Genomic DNA, 19,375 nt, shown 5'->3' with positions numbered 1-19,375 from the left:
TTTACCCATTATCCCCATATTGACGTTGCCGCACAATTTCATACAAACATACTCCTGTCGCAACCGATACATTTAAACTCTCCACGCTGCCTGACATGGGCAATGCAAACACACCATCACAATGATCTCTAGTTAAACGACGCAAACCTTCTCCCTCTGCCCCCATAACGATAGCAAGCGAAGTTTTACCATCAAGGGAATAAATACTGTCTGTCGCCTCGCCAGCAGCCCCATAAACCCAGACCCCTTCCTGTTTAATAATTTCCATAGCCCTAACTAAATTCGTCACACGAACGACAGGAATTGACTCTGCTGCACCACAAGCCACCTTACTTACCACGGGTGTAATGCTGGCATTTCTGTCTTTCGGAACAATGACAAAATCAACACCGGTTGCATCGGCCGTACGTAAACAAGCACCTAGATTATGGGGGTCGGTAACACCATCGAGTATTAAAACAAGAGACGGCTTTTTAGCGTTTGCCAATAAAGTTAATAAATCATTTTCATTATATTGGGGTAAACTGCCTGCACTGGCGACAACGCCCTGATGCGCAAATTCATGAAAACGTTGATTCATTTTTTGTGTCGTTAATTTCTCAACAGGAATCCCTTTCTGCTCTGCCAAAGCAAGGAGTGCTTGCACTTTTTTATCCAAACGCTCCTGGCTCAGGTATAATTTTTTAGTGGGACGATGAGAGTTGCTCAATAAAGCATGAACTGCATGCAAACCATAGACATAATGTTCACTCATGCCTCGCCTCATTTTCTACAGGCTCAAAATCAATTTTACGCTCATCAAGATCTACTCGAGCGACCATAACCGACATCTTGTCACCCAAACGATAGACATGACCACTGCGCTCTCCTACCAGACGATGTTTTATTGCATCAAATGCATAATAATCGTTGCGAAGTGAAGTAATATGTACCAGTCCTTCAACATAAATATCATTCAATTCCACAAAAATACCAAAACCGGTAACCGCTGAAATTGTCCCCTGAAATACTTGTCCTAATTTATCCTGCATGTATTCACATTTAAGCCAGGAAACAACTTCGCGCGTTGCTTCATCCGCACGCCGCTCAGTGGCAGAACAATGTTTGCCTAAACGACTCATATCCTCATTCGTGTAAATAAATTCATTCACCTCCTGCTTGTCAATAAGATGCCCTATGGCTCGATGAATTAACAAATCGGGATAACGGCGAATGGGGGAAGTAAAATGAGTATAGGCAGGATAGGCAAGACCAAAATGACCATCATTTTCTTCTACATATTGCGCCTGTTTTAGTGAACGCAACATGACTGTTTCAATAAGATGCTTTTCGGGTTTGTCTCCTATATCCGCCATAGTTCTTTGAAAATCCTTAGGATGAGGCTTTTTGCCGCCACCAAGCCTTAGACCCAGTTCACCCAGAAAAAGTCTCAGTGCATTAATTTTGTCTTCATCTGGTAAAGAATGCACACGATAAAGTGTGGGTATTTGCGCCCGTTCTAAAAAGCGCGCGGTCGCTACGTTTGCAGCCAACATACATTCTTCGATAAGACGATGAGCATCATTACGGACTACAGGTAAAATACGTTTAATTTTTCTATTCTCATCAAACTCAATGCACGTTTCGGTAGTATCAAAATCAATAGCTCCACGATCTTTGCGCGCTTTCAATAAGACATGAAATAATCCATAAAGCGACTCCAGTGCAGGCCATAACGCTTCGTCAATACCACTTTGCTGTTTATTCTCCTGCCATTGCGCTACCTTGGTATAAGTAAGACGAGCATGAGAATGAAAAACTGCTCGATAAAATCTGGAACGCATTATTTTTCCCTCTGCCGAGATTGCCATCTCAGCAACGATAGATAGTCTATCCACATGGGGATTTAAGGAGCAAATGCCATTAGATAAGGCTTCTGGCAACATAGGAACAACCCGGCCAGGAAAATAAACCGAGTTACCTCGTTTTGCAGCTTCCTTATCCAAAGCGGAATCTACTTTGACATAATGGCTTACATCAGCAATAGCAACATAGAGTTGATAGCCCCCTTTAGGCTTTTGATAGCAATACACCGCATCATCAAAATCTTTTGCATCTTCTCCATCGATGGTTACAAAGGGTAAATGCCTCAGATCAGTGCGGCCTTCCAATGTCTTCTCGTCAACCTGCTGGGGAATTTTGGCTACTTCAGTTAACACTTCATCGGGCCACTCCGCAGGGATGCTATGCGCAAAAATAGCAACATCAATTTCCATACCGGGTGCCATATGATCACCCAAAATATGAATCACTTTACCAATAGCCTGATTACGCTTTGTTGGAAAAGCGACTATTTCCGCTAAAACCATTTGGCCATTTTTAGCATTGGTAGCAAATTCCAGAGGAACAGAAATATCATGCAGCAAGCGCTTATTATCAGGGATAACGAATCCTACACCATGCTCTGTAAAAAAACGGCCAACAACGGTTTGATTGGCGTGTTCCAATACCTCGTGGATTTTACCTTCGGGTCTACCACGTCTATCAACCCCCGTTTGATAGGCCAGAACTAAATCGCCATGCATGACAGTTTGCATTTCCTTGGCAGACAACACCATATCTTCGCCACCGTCTTCCGGAATAAAGAAGCCAAAACCATCCGGGTGTCCCTGAATGGTCCCTCGTTGTAAATTAATGCGTCCCAACAAGCAAAAACGACCCCGCCGATCTTGCATAATTTGGCCGTCTCTTACCATGGCTTTCAAACGAAACCCCAATGCTTCTTGTTCAGTCGCATCCTCTATCTCAAGCTTGCTAACTAATTGATTACGAGACATTGGGCGCCCAAAGTCATCCAATACCTGCATAATTAGCTCGCGGCTTGGTATGGGGGTGGCATATTTTTCTTTTTCCCTTTTATAAAAAGGATCCTTTGATTTTTTACTCACATTCACCACATTTTTTAATAGTATTGTTACAGTCTATCACTTATTCTAAGTCAGGTAATCCAAAACCTCGACCACCCAAATGTTCTGTTAATGCAGATAAGCTCATATCTTCAGCGGCCCAAAATGTTCCGGAAGCCTGAGATGGCATGGTTACAGCAGGCCAACGACAAACAGAAATTACTCCCATGCAGGGGACTTGCTGTTCATGCCCTGGCTTGGACTCAATGCAGCTTAATTCAAAAGATTCTTTATCCAAAGCTAAAGCAGACCAATTACCTGCTTGCAAACGACTGCTCCAACCTGCGCTAGCACTTGGGTCAGAAACAGGATGAGTGATCCATAGATCAGTGTTTGATAAATTATGTATCATAACCAGCAATGGCTTTTTTGTAGACAACATCACTGATTCCTTTACCGCAATCGGCTTACAGGAAGCAGGAATAGTCACTTCGGCATTTGCCGCAGCAAAACACAACAATGATAATAAGGCTACTATAAACTTCATTATTTCCTCCATCAAGAAAAATTGCTCAATAGAGCAAGGCTATACTCTCGTCATCCTAAACAACATACTATTGTTATGGGCAATTTACTCAATGCCCTGTTCAAGCTTCATACTCACCGCCCCTAAGCAACGCGAAGAACCTTGCTTAGACAGTCTTACCTTGCGTGACTCAAAAGCTAACTTGGCAAGCACTGCCAAGTAAAGTACTCTGTAATAAAAAATTAAAGGATTGTAAATGAGGGGATTTATTTTAATCATTGCTCTTCTATTTTTTCCAGCCGTAAATGCAAAAACTATTATAATCGGCGCCTTAATTTACGATCCACCTTTTGAGATTCCCGCCGATAAGAAAGCTCATTTCTTTGGCTTTGACATTGATTTAATGAATGAAATCTGTAAACGCATTCATGCAGAGTGTGAATTTAAAGGATTAACCTTTGAGCAATTATTAAAGCAATTGCTGGAGGAAAAAATTGATTTGGCAGTAGGCTCCATTACTATTACCCCAGAACGAGAAGAGCTTTTTTTATTCAGTTTGCCCTATTTTTCCAGTACTGGCCAATATATCACCTATAGTCACTCTCCCATTAATTCCATTGATGATATTTATAATAAAAAAGTAGGGATTGAAAAAGGTACTGTTTTTAAAGCAGTTACACTGGAAAGATTCAACAATAAGGTGCAAATTATTGAATATCCAACGCTGCCTGAGGTTTTCCAAGCCCTGGAAGAAGGTAAGATTGATGTTTTAATTGCCGACGAAGAAACAGCTAAATATTGGATGGTGAATAGTGATGAGCAATTTAAATTACTAGGCAACCCTATTCCCATTGGCATTGGTTATGGGATAATGGCTAGCAAAAAATCGCAAACTTTAATTCAACAAATCAATAAAGCACTTACCGATATGGAAGACGATGGTACTTATTTAAAAATTTATCGGCGTTATTTTATGCCCATGTCTGAACTGGAAAAGAAAAATAACAAAGCAACAGAAATAGGATTTCGTCTGAAGATATAACAATATTCACGGGAATGACATAAAATTAATCAACTACGTTAGCTATAATTGATGAATTATGCCTGCCCGTTCTGCAATTAAGCATCGCAAAATTATCCATGTGGATATGGATTGTTTTTATGCAGCGATTGAAATCCGCGATAATCCATCTTTAGCCACAAAACCCGTAGCGGTAGGCGGTGCTACCAATCAGCGAGGGGTGCTTTGTACCTGTAACTATATTGCCAGGCAGTATGGTATTCATTCAGCGATGCCTACTGCCATTGCTTATCGACACTGTCCTGATTTGATTGTATTACCTGTTAATATGCCAAAATATCGTCAAATATCAGAATCGATTCATCGTGTCTTCAGAGAATTTACTGATTTAGTAGAACCCTTAGCCCTGGATGAAGCCTTTCTTGATGTTAGTGAGTCTGCGCTTTACCGCGGCAGTGCTACCTGGATAGCGGAGGCTATCCGTCACAAAATTTGGCAAACAGAGCAACTGACCGCGTCAGCCGGTGTGGCTCCCAACAAGTTTTTGGCTAAAATTGCCTCTGGTTGGAATAAACCCAATGGTTTATTCGTTATTCGTCCTGAACAAGTTTTGTCCTTTGTTAGCCAACTTCCTGTTACTAAATTGTTTGGCGTAGGTAAAGTTACCGCAAAAAAACTGCAACATATGAATTTACATACTGGTGCTGATTTACAAGCGCTGTCTCTGTCAATGCTCGTTAATCACTTCGGTAAATTAGGTGAAAATCTTTATTATCAATCACGTGGAATTGATAATAGGCCAGTACAGCCTAATAGAGAGCGCAAGTCTCTTAGTGTAGAAACCACTTTGATCGAAAACATTCATGATATCGAGTTAGCGACCGCTATTATCACCGATCTTTATGAGAAACTTATAAAAAGAATGCAGTTTCTGCCTTCTCATTTAATGATTAAAAATCAGTACATTAAAATAAAATTTCATGACTTTAAATTGGCTACTGCAGAAATAAAAAGTACGACACCCGAATTACAAAAATTCCATGCGCTTTTTCACAAAATAACTAGGGAGACAGCTAAACCCATTCGTTTATTGGGAATTGGTGTACATTTTTTCTCTCATGAAAATCCTGCGTCTTTTATCCAACAAACTTTATTTTAATCTGTAGACAAAAGCGGGGATTTTTGTGCGCAAAATTAGTAGCGTTTACCTGAGGGATGTAGTTCCTTTAGACTTAGGCATTTGTCCTAATTTGTGATTTAATTGTCGGATTTAAGCGCAGCCGTGATACTATAACGTTTTTTATCCTTGATTAATACTATGTTTGAACTGCAAGTTTCCGAGATTGCCAAACTGCACGAGGAGAGTATCGTCCAGTGGAAAACCAACGGGGTTCTTTTGAAAGAAACCAATTTTATGGGATTAGTGGAAGAAAATCATGCTTTTAATTATCGTTTATGGCATGCAGAAGATAGAGCTAGACGAGACGATATGGGATTTGAGTTTGTTTATCATGCAAAACGTGAGATTGATGATTGTAATCAACAACGTAATAATCGCATGGAAGCTATGGACGAATGGTTATATACCCAATTACAACCAGCACAACCTGCAGAATGTCCTGTACATTCTGAAACACCAGGTATGATGATTGATCGCCTGTCTATTCTTGCGCTTAAATCTTATCATATGGCATTGCAAACTCATCGCGAAGAAGTGGATGAAATCCATCGTCAAAATTGTCAACGGAAATGGCAAACTATTCAGGAACAGCAAAATCAATTATTAATTTGTCTTGACGAACTGGTTAGGCAAGTCATGCAAAGACAACGCACTTTTCGAATTTATCATCAATTTAAAATGTACAATGATCCTAAGTTAAATCCTGAACTATATCAGCAAAAATAATTACCAACACTCAAGCGTCGAATTATTCTGAGGGCCATTAGGAAGGGAAGCTAATTTGCCTAGCTCCGGTGCACTCTGGATACGCCGCAGTTGATTTTTTGTGCTCGGGAAAAATCTATACATAGAGCGGGTATTTTCCATTGTTTTCGGAGTATCTGAAGAGGGGGTTATCGGCTTGGTTTCAAGGGTGGAATGATTAGCAGGCTTGGTGATGGAATCAGATTTCGAAGATAGATTTTTACCCGGGGAATCAGAAAACACCTTGCGATCACTATCTGATTCCCCATTTGACGAGGTGATTGCGCCCCCCCTGTTTCACTTGCATTGACTGTTGAAGGGACCTTATCAATAGGATCCTTGCCAAACCCGCGTGCCTGGGCTCTCAAGGCCAAAGCTATACCATGCACCAGCGCACTCAGAGCGGTGATACCCACCATAATAGGGGTATCGTGATAATGGCCATCTGCACCCCGCTCCTGAAAGCTATTCATGGTAAAGTCAACAGCTTTTGAGCCTTTGCCTAACCCTGAAAAAAATGAACGTACCACCTCGAACCATTCCTGGAAAAAAAACTGCGGGGAAGGATCAACGACCATTCCATCCGTAATTGCAGTTTTTATTTTTTCTGGTTTTAATTCCGCAATCTGCTCTTTTACCTGATCATTCGCTTGTTTGAGTGATACTAATATTTCATTTAATTGTTGATTATGTGGATTATGAATGGTTTCTGCTTCTTGCTTAATTTGGTGTCGATGGGCATGAATAAGCGAATGAGCAATAAAGGCAATTAAAAATCCCATGCCCATAGAAATACAAGTAATAAGCAAGAAGGGAGGGAAGCTTGCAGAAGCTAAAACAAGAATAGTAGCCACGCCAAATATTAAACTTGCCAGAGCGCCATAAGCTGCTAAACCATTTTTCATTCCAGCCAAAAAAGCAGACGAGTAGGAAAGAGTAGACAATTCACGCAGATAAGCGCGCTTTTTTTCAAACGTCTCGTAAAGGTGATTAATCTCTGTAAATAACTTCTTCTGCTCTGCAAATAACTTTTTTTGCTCTTCGTAGCCAATCCTTTCGCCCGATTTCATAAGATTAAGAAACTCAACTTCCAATTTTTTTCCGCATAGGGCCAAATCAATTTTGGCCTGGGTGATAACCAAGCGTCGTTGAAAATCGTATTCTTCGTAGATTCGAGTGGCAATACAGGCTATAAAATAAACGGCACAAAATACTGTCATTGCTAAAAATACTTGCGGCGCCAAAGCACATAAAGACAAAACCCCTACGTAAAGATAGAGACCATCCACAACACCGCCATAAGCTGCAGAAAGCAGCATCTGTCGTCTTAAAGTCATGGATTGGCTTTTAGTCTCACTATGCTTTTGTTCTATTTCTGCCAGAGACAAATTATCAGAGTTTTTAATTGCGTCCAATAATTTAGCATTGGCTTTCATCATGTCTTTACGAATATTAACTTGATAACGAAACCAGATGCGATTTGCTGCGGACAATACCCCAAGGAGGAGCCCCATAGGCACAATCATAAAATTCAAATTTTGCCCACCAATGAGGTCAATGACCTGTACCGCACTACGAAAGCCCTTATAGGCATTTTTTAAGCCTTTCATGGTATCACGGCAATAAGGCCAAACGGTGGCTAAATAACTTTTAAACTTATTGGCATCATCGTCCTGAAAATGATTGGCGAGCATTGCAAAGACGACTAATGTAATGGTGCTGGTAGCTGCTGCAGCGATGCCTTCTGGAGTAAGCATCCACTCATGCATGAGATCGGAAGTAGAGACATTACCATTTCCGTAGAGCAAGTCAAATGTGTATTTGATCATGCTGTAAGAAAGGCTCAAACCATCCAGTGCGCCGTATATGGCATATACAATTCGAAGCTCATGCAATCGCTTTGCCATTAATCGACTTTGAGCATCCATTCTCCCGGCAATTAAATAAATTGAACTTGATTCAACCGATTCAGAATTTTCAGGGGTAAGCTCGCTCGTCATACGAATAGAGGCACGGCCTAAGATGGGGGGAATTGTATCTAATTACGCACTAAATGGCAACCATTTTTTCATCTTGAGCTAAAATAGGACAAAATAACATGGTCCATTGTTAATGATAACATAAAGCAAAGAAAAATAAAGACATGTTTATGCCATTTTTATTGTTTTTTGAAGTCTAAGTTATTGATAATGTTGATTTTCCCATCAATCTCTCTGAAAAGAATTCAGAGAAATAAGGTTTTAAGCAGCACCAAGAGTAATTTACCCAAAAGCGACCTCTTTTTACTCTAAAATTTAGCAATTAACCAGAAGTCGCATTCTTCACAAATTCTTAATGACTCAACTTGACTCTGGGCGTAAAATTACAAATCTGCTAGGATTACAGTGGTTTCACCTATTTGGAAAGGATTTAATGAATCTGCGCGGTTTTCTTGTTGTCGTTTTATTATTGTTTTTAGGGCATTCCATGGCAGCCAATCAAAAAATTATTTATGGCTATGTTGAAAAAGCAACATTAATTGATAAAAATATGACCTTATCAGCCAAATTGGATACTGGTGCGAAATCAGCGTCACTCAGTGCAGTTGACATTCATGAAATTGAAGAGAATGGCAAGGCCTTTTTACGCTTTAAAGTACCCGGAAAGCATGGAGAGGTTGAATTTACTTGTGAATATGTCGGCAAAGTGAAAATTAAAGTTCGGGCTGGTGAGCATGTGTCATTACAACAACATCACGTTGAGCCCATTAAACGGCCGGTAGTAAAAATTGCTATTAAAATAGGCAATAAAATACAGACTATTCCAGTCAACTTAACAAATCGTAAACGTTTCAATTATCCTCTCCTGCTTGGCAGAGATGCCATCATTGCTTTTGATGGCCTTGTTGATCCACAACATGCCTTTCTAATTAAAACTGAAAAAATTGAGAAAAAATGAAGTCAAACAAACGCCATGTTTATGGCTTAATTCTTATCTTATTGGTGATTGGAAGTGGGGTTTTCCTTTATCGCCATCTGATGCTTGATGTTCCGCTTACTGATACCGAAACAGTAAACAGTTGGATGGTCGAAGCCCATTTGCGTTTTACGGCTGAAAGAAATACCCCGGTGAAAGCGAGTTTTACAATTCCCTACATGCCTCCTTACTTTGCCATTCTGGATGAATATTTTGTTTCCCATAACTATGGGGTCACTACTAATTTAAGCGGCTATAATCGCGTGACAATTTGGTCTCTGCGACGAAGTAGTGGAACTCAATCCCTTTACTATAGAGCCATTTTTCGTGAAACAGATAACAATGAGTCGTCTCTGGCCAAACCACCGGCTGTAAAAGCACAGCTTTTAAACGAAAATCAACAAGCAGCAGTGGAAGCAATTACCAATCAGGTTCGTCAATCTTCAGCAGATATACAAACATTTGCCCAGGGCACCATTAAAGAATTAAATAAACAGGACGGTAATGCCAAATTATTAGTGGGCAGCGAGTTTACCGATGAGAATGTTATTAAAGCAGCCATTGTAGTATTAAATCAGGCTAAAATTTATGCCATGCCCGTTAAAGGAATCTATTTTAAACATCAAAATAAGGCGGATTTTAAATTATTTATGGTGGTTTATAATGGCAAGAACTGGGTATACATCAACCCTAGAACGGGTAGCGCCGGTTTTCCAAAAGATTTTTTAGTCTGGCAATATGGTTTTGAACCCGTTTATGGTGTCATTGGTGGAAAAAAACCTGTTTTTAATCTCACTGTTTCTCCGACGCCAATTAATGCCTTATCCATTGCAAAAGCACGAGGTGTGCAAACGGATTCTCAACTGCTTCGTTTTTCACTGTTGCAATTACCGGTAAGTGCCCAGGAAACTTATAAAATTTTACTTACTGTTCCCATCGGCGCCTTTATTATTCTGTTGCTACGCAACTTTGTGGGCTTAAAAACTTTTGGCACTTTCATGCCCGTATTGATTGCTCTCGCCTTTCGTGAAACACATGTTATTTGGGGCATCACCTTATTTGTTATCATTGTCTCTTTTGGACTTCTGGCCAGATTTTATCTTGATCAACTGCGATTGCTTTTGGTGCCACGATTGGCAGCGATTCTTACCGTCGTTATTTTGTTAATGATTTTTATCAGCGTGATGAGTCAAAATTTGGGATTAGAATCCGGTTTATCTGTAGCTTTATTCCCCATGGTCATTTTAACAATGACTATTGAACGCATGTGTATCACCTGGGATGAGCGCGGCGCTGCAGATGCCATTAAATCAGGGATAGGTAGTCTTGTTGCCGCAGTCATTGCTTATGGTGCCATGAATTATGAACCCATGCAGTACCTGGTTTTTGCGTTTCCGGAGCTACTCCTGGTGTTACTGGCACTTATTTTATGGTTTGGTCAATACAGAGGCTATCGACTTTCTGAGTTGCTGCGCTTTAAAGCGCTGGGCGGAGAACGCTTATAATGTGGAAACTCTACCGCCGGCTGCACAAACGCGGAATTTTAAGCATTAATCGTCGCAATAGCGACTATGTTTTAAAGTACAATGCCCGTAAACTTTATCCATTAGTCGATGATAAGTTAAAAACAAAAAAGTTGGCCATTCAGGCAGGTATAGCCGTTCCGAAACTCTATGAGCTCATAGACAGTGAACATCAAATCAAAAGCATCGATAAAATTTTAGAACCCTACAAAGATTTTGTCATTAAACCTGCCCATGGGGCAGGTGGTGACGGTATTATTGTGATTACTGATCGCGTTTTTGGTCGATATCGACAAATTAATGGCAAATTGTTTACAAGTCAGGAACTTAGCTACCATCTTTCCTGTTTATTGAGCGGCGCTTACAGCCTTGGAGGGCACAGTGATTACGCCATTATCGAACATCGTGTTGTTGTGGATCCTGTTTTCAAAGAAGTGAGTTATGAGGGAATTCCTGATATTCGTATTATTACGCTGTTAGGCTACCCTGCAATGGCTATGGTGCGTTTGCCAACACGACAATCTGGGGGAAAAGCCAATCTTCATCAAGGTGCTATCGGTGTAGGTATTAATTTGGCCACAGGAAAAACACTAGGTGGTGTCTTTCAAAATGACCCGATTGACTATCATCCAGATACCCTGGCGCCGATTGTAGATATTACTGTTCCTTACTGGGATAAAATTTTGGAAATTGCTGCCAGTTGCTATGAATTAACTGGTCTTGGCTACTTAGGTGTCGATATTGTGCTCGATAAGAAACACGGCCCCTTAATGTTGGAGCTTAATGCACGACCTGGATTAAATATTCAAATTGCCAACCGCGAAGGCGGGCTTAAACGCTATCAACAAATTGAAGCCCATGCCGCCAAAGAAAAGGAAGCAGTTGCTGCGAGAGTAGCGTATGCAAAGCAAGAATTTGCGCGGTAAAGTAAACTCAACTAGTTGTCAGCAACAATTTCGTACAATTCATCTGTCCAAGCGTTGTTTTATTTAAATGCGTCCATACCGAATTCATAGAACCATTTTTGTTGATATCAGCAATTGCAACGCCGGTTTCTTCTTTATTCTTTGGATTGATAAAAACCAGTGAAAGATGGTGTTTTGTCAGGTCATAAATCCCTGTTCCTAAATAAAATGCTCCATCATTGCATTTGGTAACCACATCATAGGTATGTTTGGTTTTTTTAATATTCATTCGACAAGAAAATACTGCTCCAGTATCAATCTCCGCCCCCTTGCATTTATACAAGCCAGTAATATTATGTGGATAATCATCTGCGAAACAGTTTAACGAAATTAACAAGAGGATGAGTATTTTTTTCATTATTTTTTAATCCATGAGCTGCCTTCTTTACTGTATCATAAACCATGAAAGGCGTTGATTTAAAATACTGGTGCTGCAGGATAAAAAACACTTTCTAATCATTAGTAGCTTGCTATAAGGGAAGGATGTATGGTTGAAAAAGGTAAAAGGTGGTCCTGACTCGGTTTCTCTTACTTTAATTACCCACCTAATAGGGGCACATGTTGCATTAATTTCACACGATTATCTTGCGCAAAATGGTATGAAGTCGCCCTGCCCCCACCTAAAGACATTGTCGTGTCTCAGCTCTTTTTTCTTTAATCTCTTCTATTGTCTTGGTCGCTTTTTTTAACTGAAATTTAAAAAAACTAGGACCTGTATTATAAGGACTATCTGCCCCTAGAAAAAACAGTATATGGCTTGCTATCTCAGAGGGAAGATTATATTTCTCCATTATTGCAGGCATCAACCACCGTGCCCGGGCTAAATCGGATTCGCCATTTCTTGTGAGAATAAAGCGCTGGCTATTCTCACCTAAAGCGTTAAGAACCTGATCCTTTTCTGCAGCATTTTTGTCTTTAAATAGATGATTGTGACTTAGGTTTAATAAGAGTGGACGCCCCGAAAACACTGCAAAAATTGCCTTTAACTCCTCGGCAGGTTTATGCCCCAATCCATTATTCATTAAGTATAATGAAATTAGGCTAGCTGGGACTGCTTGTAAAATTGCAATGAGTTCATCGGTAGATTTGCTACCAAAGCTGTTGTTCCTTAAATCCAGAGTAGTAACACTGGCTGGAATAGATTGAATCAGCTGAACTAATTCCTCGGTAGCTTTATTGTTAAGAGCCCCACCACTTAAATGCAGAGCAGTGATACTTTCAGGCAATACAGAGACTATGCGTGAGATTTTAAATAAATGAAGAGAGGCTATAGTTTTGGGAATTGCCTGCCACACCTCGAATAGTTGTTCATGCGATAGGTCATCGGAAAATTGTCCCGCCAGATGCAGGGACGTAACGTTAGCAGGAATAGCTTTAAAAATATCCACCAACTCCTCACTGGAGAAATGTTGAAAACTGCTAAGATCAAGACATAACATGGTTACGTCTTTGGAAATGGTGTTCAATTCTTGGATTACTCCCTTCACTGATGGGTTCAAACCTTCTGCCCAGTGTAGTGAGAACATATCGCTGTGGGGACCTTTATAAGGCATACTTACTTCCTTAAATTAATTAAAAACAATCTATTTGTTTATTATTTTATCTTAATGGAAATAATATAAACATGGGTAAATTTACCCATTCCTCCTTTGTTACAATTTGAGCTATTAGACATCATTCAGCGAAACTATTCAGAACGCTACTCTCATTAAAAATCTATTTTAATTAGCCCCATAACTGGGCTTACTGCTATTTTGAACAAGGGATTTGCTATATTTTAATTTGTACTGATAATCTAAGGATAGGGATGTTCGAGAAATCAAAACCCATTAGACTTAATCTATTGGTATTAAACTTTCTTTTTTTAATAGCCCTGTTAACTCTGGGCACTATTAGTTATTTGTCTTACTCGCAGTTGAAAAGCCTTATTGAAGCCAATCTGCAGGTTAATCACACCTATGAAGTTCTTGGAAAAATTGATGCCTCACTTTACGCTTTTGCAGAAATTGAAGCGGATCAACGTGCTTATCTGGTATCGGGGAATAAAAATTTCCTCAAAGACATGACTATTACCAGGCCCAAGCTTAATGAGTATTTACAAGCATCTTTGGCGCTTACTAAAAATAACCACAAGCAGAATGAAAGAATCCGTCGATACGCAGCATTGATTGAGGAAAGACTTGTTCTTCTACACCAGGTAATAGATTTAAAAGCTAATAATAAATTAAACACCCCCGAAGGTCTTGCTCTATTTAATCGCAGTAGTCAAGTCTCAAATGAGGCTAAAAGTTTAGCTCAAGAAATTAAATCGGTTGAAGAGGTTTTATTAAGTGAAAGAAATCGTTTAACCATTAACAGTGCGCAAATAGGCAGCGTACTATTAATTATCGGCAGTACTTTGGGCCTCGTTTTTTTAATAATACCCTTTATATTAGCCAATATAGAATTAATCAATCGCAAGATTATCGAACATAAAAATCGCCATATAAGAACGCATCTCCGTCAGATTATTGAGAGCACTAAAGATATGATAGCCGCACTTGATAGTAAAAATCGCTTTGAAATTTTTAATGACGCTTATCAGCAAGAATTTAGACGCTTATTCAGTAAAACATTAAGCATAGGCATGGATATAAATGACGCATTAGCCGATCTACCACAAAATAAGCGATACCTGGTAGAGGTTTGGAAAAGTTCTTTACAGCCGGATGAGACTGCTCAAGTCGTGGAAGTTGAGCATGAACATGGCAAAAATGTTTATGAACTGAGCGCTAGCCAAATAAAAAGTGAACATAATGAAATGAAAGGTGTAGTTCATACCGTTTGTGATATCACCAGTCGAGTGATAGAACATTCCAAGCTTCAGGAGTCTTATGAAAAATTATCAGAGGGAATGAAAAAGTTACAGCTAAAAAACGAACAAATAACGTTGTTAGTGGACATGAGTGATATCATGTTGGCTGCCAACTCACAAGAAGAATTAAGTAGAGTAATGGCCAAATATGCGCACTCATTACTTACTTTCAGTAGTGGCTATCTCTTTATTATGCATCCTTCTAAAAACTATCTTGAGAAAGCCGTGAGTTGGGGTAAACCGCACAGTCAGGAATCAATAATCATACCAGAACGGTGCTGGGCTATAAGACTTGGGCGAATTCACTTTATTAAAAAAGCAGAGATGGAATTAGTTTGTGACCATATAGATATCAGTGGTGGTAAAAAATTACCTGCTTTTATTTGTGTCCCTCTCATGGCTCAAAACGATATTTACGGTCTTCTATCTATTGAAGTTTCTGACTCCTCATTTAGTTTAAATGAGGAATCTCGGTTAATTATTACTGCCTTTGCTGAATTAACCGCACTAGCTCTGGCCAATGTACGTTTACGGGAAAATTTACGTTATCAATCTATTCGCGACCCTCTCACAGGTCTTTATAATCGACGTTATCTTGAAGATGCTCTTTTTAAGCAGATCCATCAGGCAGAGCGTAGTCAACTTTCTTTCGCCTTATTAATGCTGGATATCGATCATTTTAAAAAAATTAATGACAATTACGGCCATGACGCGGGTGATAGCACCTTGAGGGAAGTTGGTAAAATATTGGAAGGATATACAAGACAAGGAGATATTACCGCACGTTATGGAGGTGAAGAGTTCATTATCATGCTTCATAATATCGATTTAGACAAAGCTAAAAAGCAGGCTGAAAAAATTAGAGTTGCTGTTTCAAAACTGCAAATTAAATATGGCGCTCAGCCCATAGTACCAATAACTGTTTCTATTGGAATTGCTGTTTTTCCTACAGATAGTAAAAATAAAGAAGAATTGATTGAATTGGCAGATAAAGCTTTATATAGTGCAAAAGCAAGTGGAAAAAATAAGGTTGTTGCGATTTCTGAAAATAAATAAAAGAACTTACCAGAAGTAAATAAACTTCTGGTAAGTCAGATGATTAGTCCTCTGTACCTTCCATATTACGAATGCGCTGTACTTCAATCACCAGTAATTTAAAATAATCGTAAGACATATAGAAATTACCGTGATCACCTACATCATCACCCCAGGAATTGCGTAAAGTAAACAAGCCACGATGTTCATTTCCTTTCTCATCAATCGCTACGGCATTATCATCATATCCGGTAATTACCATTTCATGACCACCAAAATTTGGACTTAAATAAACGTCCCTGGCAATCTCTGGTGTTAATACCCAAGAATCAAAAGTAGTCTTGTTGGTACCAACAGCCCCCATGAAACCTAAGTCAAAATCCAGCAATAACACCCCGAAAGTAAGTCTGTCCTGTGCTTTTAACGCACGTTTTACCTCAGCGACTACTTGATTAGTATCAGTACGGTCAGAAATAGCATTCATGATATCCAAAACCGGAGACCAGGCAATTTTTTCACCGAGATTTTCGCTCATTTGATGGTATTCTTCCGGTGTCATTTGTACATCAGGCTCACTACCGTGTATAGGATATTCGGTAATGCCAGCACAGCCTTGAGAAAGTTGTTGCTCTTTGCTAACAATACCAAAAACATCCATTTGATTAAGCACAATACGGCCAAATGAACCATTCCAACCACTGCTACCATAGGCATTTTGTTCAAGGTAGCGACCAAGCTCTAATTGACACAATTGGCTAATATAATCGCCTTTTCCTAAAGCAGCATCCACTGCAGCTGTAGTCGCAAACGTTACACAGGTACCATGCATCCCTTGATTTAATACAGGAACGTCATTCATTCCAAGTTGTACAGCACTACCTGAAGCATCTCCAGCACTGAAAGTAAATTGCTGAGTATGAGAGAGAGCCTTTTTAGCTCGGTTAGCAAGATTTTGTTTCGCTTTTGCTGATAATTGAATATCTAGAAATTTAATTTGTTTTACATTATTGCCTGCTGCTTTTGTGATATTCTTTGCGGCAGCTGCATTTTTAGCAGCCGGAACTTTCGCTGTCTTTGTTACTGTTCCCACAATTTTAATATCTTGGGCCGCCAAGCTTCCGCTTACAATCATCGACAAAATGGCGAGTTTTGCTACCTTCATAGTCAGTCTCCAATGTTATGCCACGGACTTGTGGCGGCGGGAGTATATCATATGGATTAAAATTATTCATTAAGGATGATTAGCAATCTAAATTAACGGTAATGTTCTTTAGCTTTGCGGCGGTTTACTATAATTAAAAGGTGAAAGCTTTAGGTCTTTTTCAAGGAGGAATTTAAAATGGGTTTGATTCTATTGCTAATTCTGATTCTTCTTTTGGTAGGTCTTGCTCCTGCTTGGCCTTACAGCAGGGGTTGGGGATATCGTCCATCCGGAATTGTAGGGGTATTGATAATTATCTTGTTGCTTCTTTTGCTCTTTCAGGTGGTTCCTGTATAACCTGCAAAGAGTAATACCCTGAATGAAACAAGTCAACAAACCTTGTTTTATTCAGGGAGTAGACTCATTTATGCACCGCACTTTGAAACAAATCAATCATCGCCTCATTAAATTCTGGTATATCATCAGGTTTGCGACTGGTTAATAGTTGGTTATCACAGACTGTCGCCTGATCTACCCATTCAGCGCCTGCATTCCTCAAATCGACTTTTATAGAAGGCCAGGATGTTATTTTACGTCCTTTAACAACCTCTGCATTAATCAGTAGCCATGGTCCATGACAAATCGCCGCAATCGGTTTCTTTTGTTTTTCCATTTCGCTCACAAAGGAAGCAGCTTTAGGAAAAGTACGCAGCCTATCTGGGTTAATCACCCCGCCTGGCAACAGCAAGGCATCGAAATCATGGGCACTTGCCTCATCCAGAGACATATCAACAGGAAAAACATCGCCTTTTTCATAATGATTCCAACCTTGTACCTGCTCTTTTTCTGGGGAAACTAATACTGTTTCCGCCCCCTCCTCTTCCAACGCTTTACGAGGCTTTTCCAGCTCTACCTGTTCAAATCCATTGGCAGCCAAAATAGCGACTCTAACTCCACTTAATTTATTCATATAAGCCTCCCTACTCATTGATTCTTTCCTTAAGTATAGAGATTTCATTGAAGCAAGGGGCGGGGATTACAAAGATCCCCGACTTGAATAAAGTCACTCATCCTCTCTTTTACAACTCATTCCCCAACAGGCACCAATACAAGTAGAGATAGCGCCAATAAAAAAGAGTGCGAAGATCATGAAGGCACCCCAAGCCAAACTATCTGGAGAAACATTTGCAGGGACTGCAGTTCCAGCAGGTGTGGTTGCTGTTTGATTGGTTGCTTGACCTCCAGTCGGCGCATTGGCCTGAACGGTTGTAGTTACTGCGCGAGAAACATGAGTAGTATAGGTAGAAACGTAATTGCTCATATGGCCTGCCATAATAGCACCTAGTATTAAAGAGATAACCCAGGTTGTAAATCCGTAAAGAATACCCAGATTGCGTTTAGGGCAATAAAAACGTCCCAGGTAACCGGCAGCATAGCCAGCCACTATCATTGAAGCAATAACACCTATCAGCAAACCCAATAACCCGCCAATGGCAAGTACTGTAGCGCCCTCCTCATTTAAGGTAAAAAGACTTAAACCTATCGCAATCCCAAATAAGTTTAGCAAGAATCCCAAACCTACGCCGACAAGCGCACCTACGAACACTGCAGTCCAGGAAATACGTTTAAAGAGATGATGACAATGGTTTGTTTCATTTATCATAGTAACCTTCCTTGTTTAATTGAAATTTTCTCGCATTAAAAAATATGAGAAATTAACCAGATTAATACCAATATACTTAATGGAACTCCTAATAGCCAGGCAATTATATATTTAAGCATAGTTATCTCCTTATAAAGCGACAATGGCTCAAAGTCCCCTGGAAAAAAGAAAAAATTACCTTCCTTTCTTTCTTAAAGAAATAGAGCAAAATATAGAAAAAGCAAGCAAAAACCAATTTCTCACTGATATACAGCTATAAAGTAACTTTGAGATAAAGGGATGGAAGACTGTCTGTATCAAAACGGGCAAATACCAGTCTATCTACGGGCTGTCTAGTTAGCAAGTCCAGACATTGATTGTGAAGTCTTGCTTCAAACTTATAACCGCATTTTTCAATGACTCGCAGTGAAGCAACATTATATGACTGAGAACAAATTTGTACTCTCACCGCCTTTAAATAATCAAAGGCATAACGAGTAAGGGCAATCGTTAATTCAGTAGCAAATCCTCTACCCACATAGTGACTATGTATCCAGTAACCGATTTCATAATAGGGAACGGCAGGATCACTTTGATCGTTATAACCACTGGCTCCAATAATACAACATTCTTGCTTTAACAAGACAATAAAGGGCATGTCTTTCTGCCGCAGCGTTCCCCAATTAGCCCTACTTTCATCAATAAATGATTTTGTTACTTCCAGACTCGGATCAGAGGCCCAAGGCATCCAGCGCGAAAGTTCAGTCAGAGACGCCCTAATAGCCTGATTAAGCGGAAATTCATCACCAGGTTGAGGTGGCCTTAAAAGAAGGTTTTTTGTTTCGATTGAAGGCATCGAGGCTACCTTTTAAGAGAGCTGACATTAATCGCATTGTATTGTACT

18 protein-coding genes are annotated in these 19,375 nt (G+C 39.8%); 8 read left to right on the top strand and 10 right to left on the bottom strand.

Annotated elements, in window-relative coordinates:
- Window position 1: 1 nt before the first annotated feature.
- From rlmB to clem_RS00530, 3 genes are read right to left on the bottom strand one after another with little or no spacing between them, the layout of a single operon-like run.
- Entirely contained in the window at window positions 2–754 is a 753-nt protein-coding gene (rlmB, locus tag clem_RS00540; RefSeq protein WP_094089821.1) for a 23S rRNA (guanosine(2251)-2'-O)-methyltransferase RlmB, read from the bottom strand.
- Window positions 747–2,927 carry a ribonuclease R gene (rnr, locus tag clem_RS00535; RefSeq protein ID WP_094089820.1) on the bottom strand — a complete coding sequence of 727 codons (2,181 nt, stop codon included), beginning with the start codon at window positions 2,925–2,927 and terminating at the stop codon, window positions 747–749. The genes rlmB and rnr overlap by 8 nt, the downstream gene beginning before the upstream one ends.
- Window positions 2,928–2,967: 40 nt before the next feature.
- Entirely contained in the window at window positions 2,968–3,432 is a 465-nt protein-coding gene (locus clem_RS00530) for a hypothetical protein (protein WP_094089819.1), read from the bottom strand.
- Between the two features lie 235 nt (window positions 3,433–3,667).
- Between clem_RS00530 and clem_RS00525 the strand changes: the two genes are divergently transcribed.
- From clem_RS00525 to clem_RS00515, 3 genes are all read left to right on the top strand, one after another.
- Window positions 3,668–4,453, top strand: a complete 786-nt coding sequence (locus clem_RS00525) for a transporter substrate-binding domain-containing protein (RefSeq protein WP_094089818.1) — start codon at window positions 3,668–3,670, stop codon at window positions 4,451–4,453.
- Window positions 4,454–4,511: 58 nt separating this feature from the next.
- On the top strand, window positions 4,512–5,591 hold the full coding sequence (gene dinB / locus clem_RS00520) for a DNA polymerase IV (protein WP_094089817.1): 1,080 nt from the start codon (window positions 4,512–4,514) through the stop codon (window positions 5,589–5,591).
- Window positions 5,592–5,750: 159 nt separating this feature from the next.
- Window positions 5,751–6,338: a DUF4254 domain-containing protein gene (locus clem_RS00515; protein WP_094089816.1), complete on the top strand. Its 588-nt coding sequence runs from the start codon at window positions 5,751–5,753 to the stop codon at window positions 6,336–6,338.
- 167 nt (window positions 6,339–6,505) lie between these two features.
- Here clem_RS00515 and clem_RS00510 read toward each other — a convergent pair whose 3' ends face one another.
- Entirely contained in the window at window positions 6,506–8,356 is a 1,851-nt protein-coding gene (locus tag clem_RS00510) for a hypothetical protein (RefSeq protein WP_094089815.1), read from the bottom strand.
- 412 nt (window positions 8,357–8,768) lie between these two features.
- On the opposite strand from clem_RS00510, the gene clem_RS00505 reads away from it, so the two are divergent.
- From clem_RS00505 to clem_RS00495, 3 genes are read left to right on the top strand one after another with little or no spacing between them, the layout of a single operon-like run.
- Window positions 8,769–9,293 (top strand): ATP-dependent zinc protease family protein, encoded by a 525-nt coding sequence (locus tag clem_RS00505; protein WP_157698128.1) that lies wholly within the window; start codon window positions 8,769–8,771, stop codon window positions 9,291–9,293.
- On the top strand, window positions 9,290–10,816 hold the full coding sequence (locus clem_RS00500) for an inactive transglutaminase family protein (protein ID WP_094089814.1): 1,527 nt from the start codon (window positions 9,290–9,292) through the stop codon (window positions 10,814–10,816). Before clem_RS00505 ends, clem_RS00500 begins: the two co-directional genes overlap by 4 nt.
- Entirely contained in the window at window positions 10,816–11,760 is a 945-nt protein-coding gene (locus clem_RS00495) for an alpha-L-glutamate ligase-like protein (RefSeq protein ID WP_094089813.1), read from the top strand. Before clem_RS00500 ends, clem_RS00495 begins: the two co-directional genes overlap by 1 nt.
- A 7-nt stretch (window positions 11,761–11,767) precedes the next feature.
- On the opposite strand, the gene clem_RS00490 is transcribed toward clem_RS00495, so the two are convergent.
- Together clem_RS00490 and clem_RS00485 are read right to left on the bottom strand one after the other, a co-directional pair.
- Window positions 11,768–12,157 (bottom strand): hypothetical protein, encoded by a 390-nt coding sequence (locus clem_RS00490; RefSeq protein ID WP_094089812.1) that lies wholly within the window; start codon window positions 12,155–12,157, stop codon window positions 11,768–11,770.
- A 262-nt stretch (window positions 12,158–12,419) separates the two neighbouring features.
- Window positions 12,420–13,352, bottom strand: a complete 933-nt coding sequence (locus clem_RS00485) for a leucine-rich repeat domain-containing protein (protein ID WP_094089811.1) — start codon at window positions 13,350–13,352, stop codon at window positions 12,420–12,422.
- A gap of 254 nt (window positions 13,353–13,606) precedes the next feature.
- Here clem_RS00485 and clem_RS00480 point away from each other — a divergent pair, with 254 nt between their 5' ends.
- Window positions 13,607–15,709 carry a sensor domain-containing diguanylate cyclase gene (locus tag clem_RS00480; RefSeq protein WP_094089810.1) on the top strand — a complete coding sequence of 701 codons (2,103 nt, stop codon included), beginning with the start codon at window positions 13,607–13,609 and terminating at the stop codon, window positions 15,707–15,709.
- Between the two features lie 43 nt (window positions 15,710–15,752).
- On the opposite strand, the gene clem_RS00475 is transcribed toward clem_RS00480, so the two are convergent.
- On the bottom strand, window positions 15,753–16,850 hold the full coding sequence (locus tag clem_RS00475; protein WP_094089809.1) for a C1 family peptidase: 1,098 nt from the start codon (window positions 16,848–16,850) through the stop codon (window positions 15,753–15,755).
- Between the two features lie 177 nt (window positions 16,851–17,027).
- Here clem_RS00475 and clem_RS00470 point away from each other — a divergent pair, with 177 nt between their 5' ends.
- A complete protein-coding gene (locus clem_RS00470; protein ID WP_094089808.1) occupies window positions 17,028–17,186 on the top strand; it encodes a DUF3309 family protein in 159 nt (52 codons plus the stop codon).
- 64 nt (window positions 17,187–17,250) lie between these two features.
- On the opposite strand, the gene clem_RS00465 is transcribed toward clem_RS00470, so the two are convergent.
- The 3 genes from clem_RS00465 to clem_RS00455 form a co-directional block, all read right to left on the bottom strand.
- Window positions 17,251–17,799: a type 1 glutamine amidotransferase domain-containing protein gene (locus clem_RS00465; RefSeq protein ID WP_094092225.1), complete on the bottom strand. Its 549-nt coding sequence runs from the start codon at window positions 17,797–17,799 to the stop codon at window positions 17,251–17,253.
- A 93-nt stretch (window positions 17,800–17,892) separates the two neighbouring features.
- Window positions 17,893–18,492, bottom strand: a complete 600-nt coding sequence (locus clem_RS00460) for a hypothetical protein (protein WP_094089807.1) — start codon at window positions 18,490–18,492, stop codon at window positions 17,893–17,895.
- A 253-nt stretch (window positions 18,493–18,745) separates the two neighbouring features.
- Window positions 18,746–19,327 carry a GNAT family N-acetyltransferase gene (locus tag clem_RS00455; protein ID WP_094089806.1) on the bottom strand — a complete coding sequence of 194 codons (582 nt, stop codon included), beginning with the start codon at window positions 19,325–19,327 and terminating at the stop codon, window positions 18,746–18,748.
- Between the last annotated feature and the right edge of the window lie 48 nt (window positions 19,328–19,375).

Source organism: Legionella clemsonensis (assembly GCF_002240035.1).
Lineage (GTDB): Bacteria > Pseudomonadota > Gammaproteobacteria > Legionellales > Legionellaceae > Tatlockia > Tatlockia clemsonensis.
Note: the sequence above shows the minus strand (reverse complement) of the source record. Positions and strands in the feature narration are given on the sequence as shown.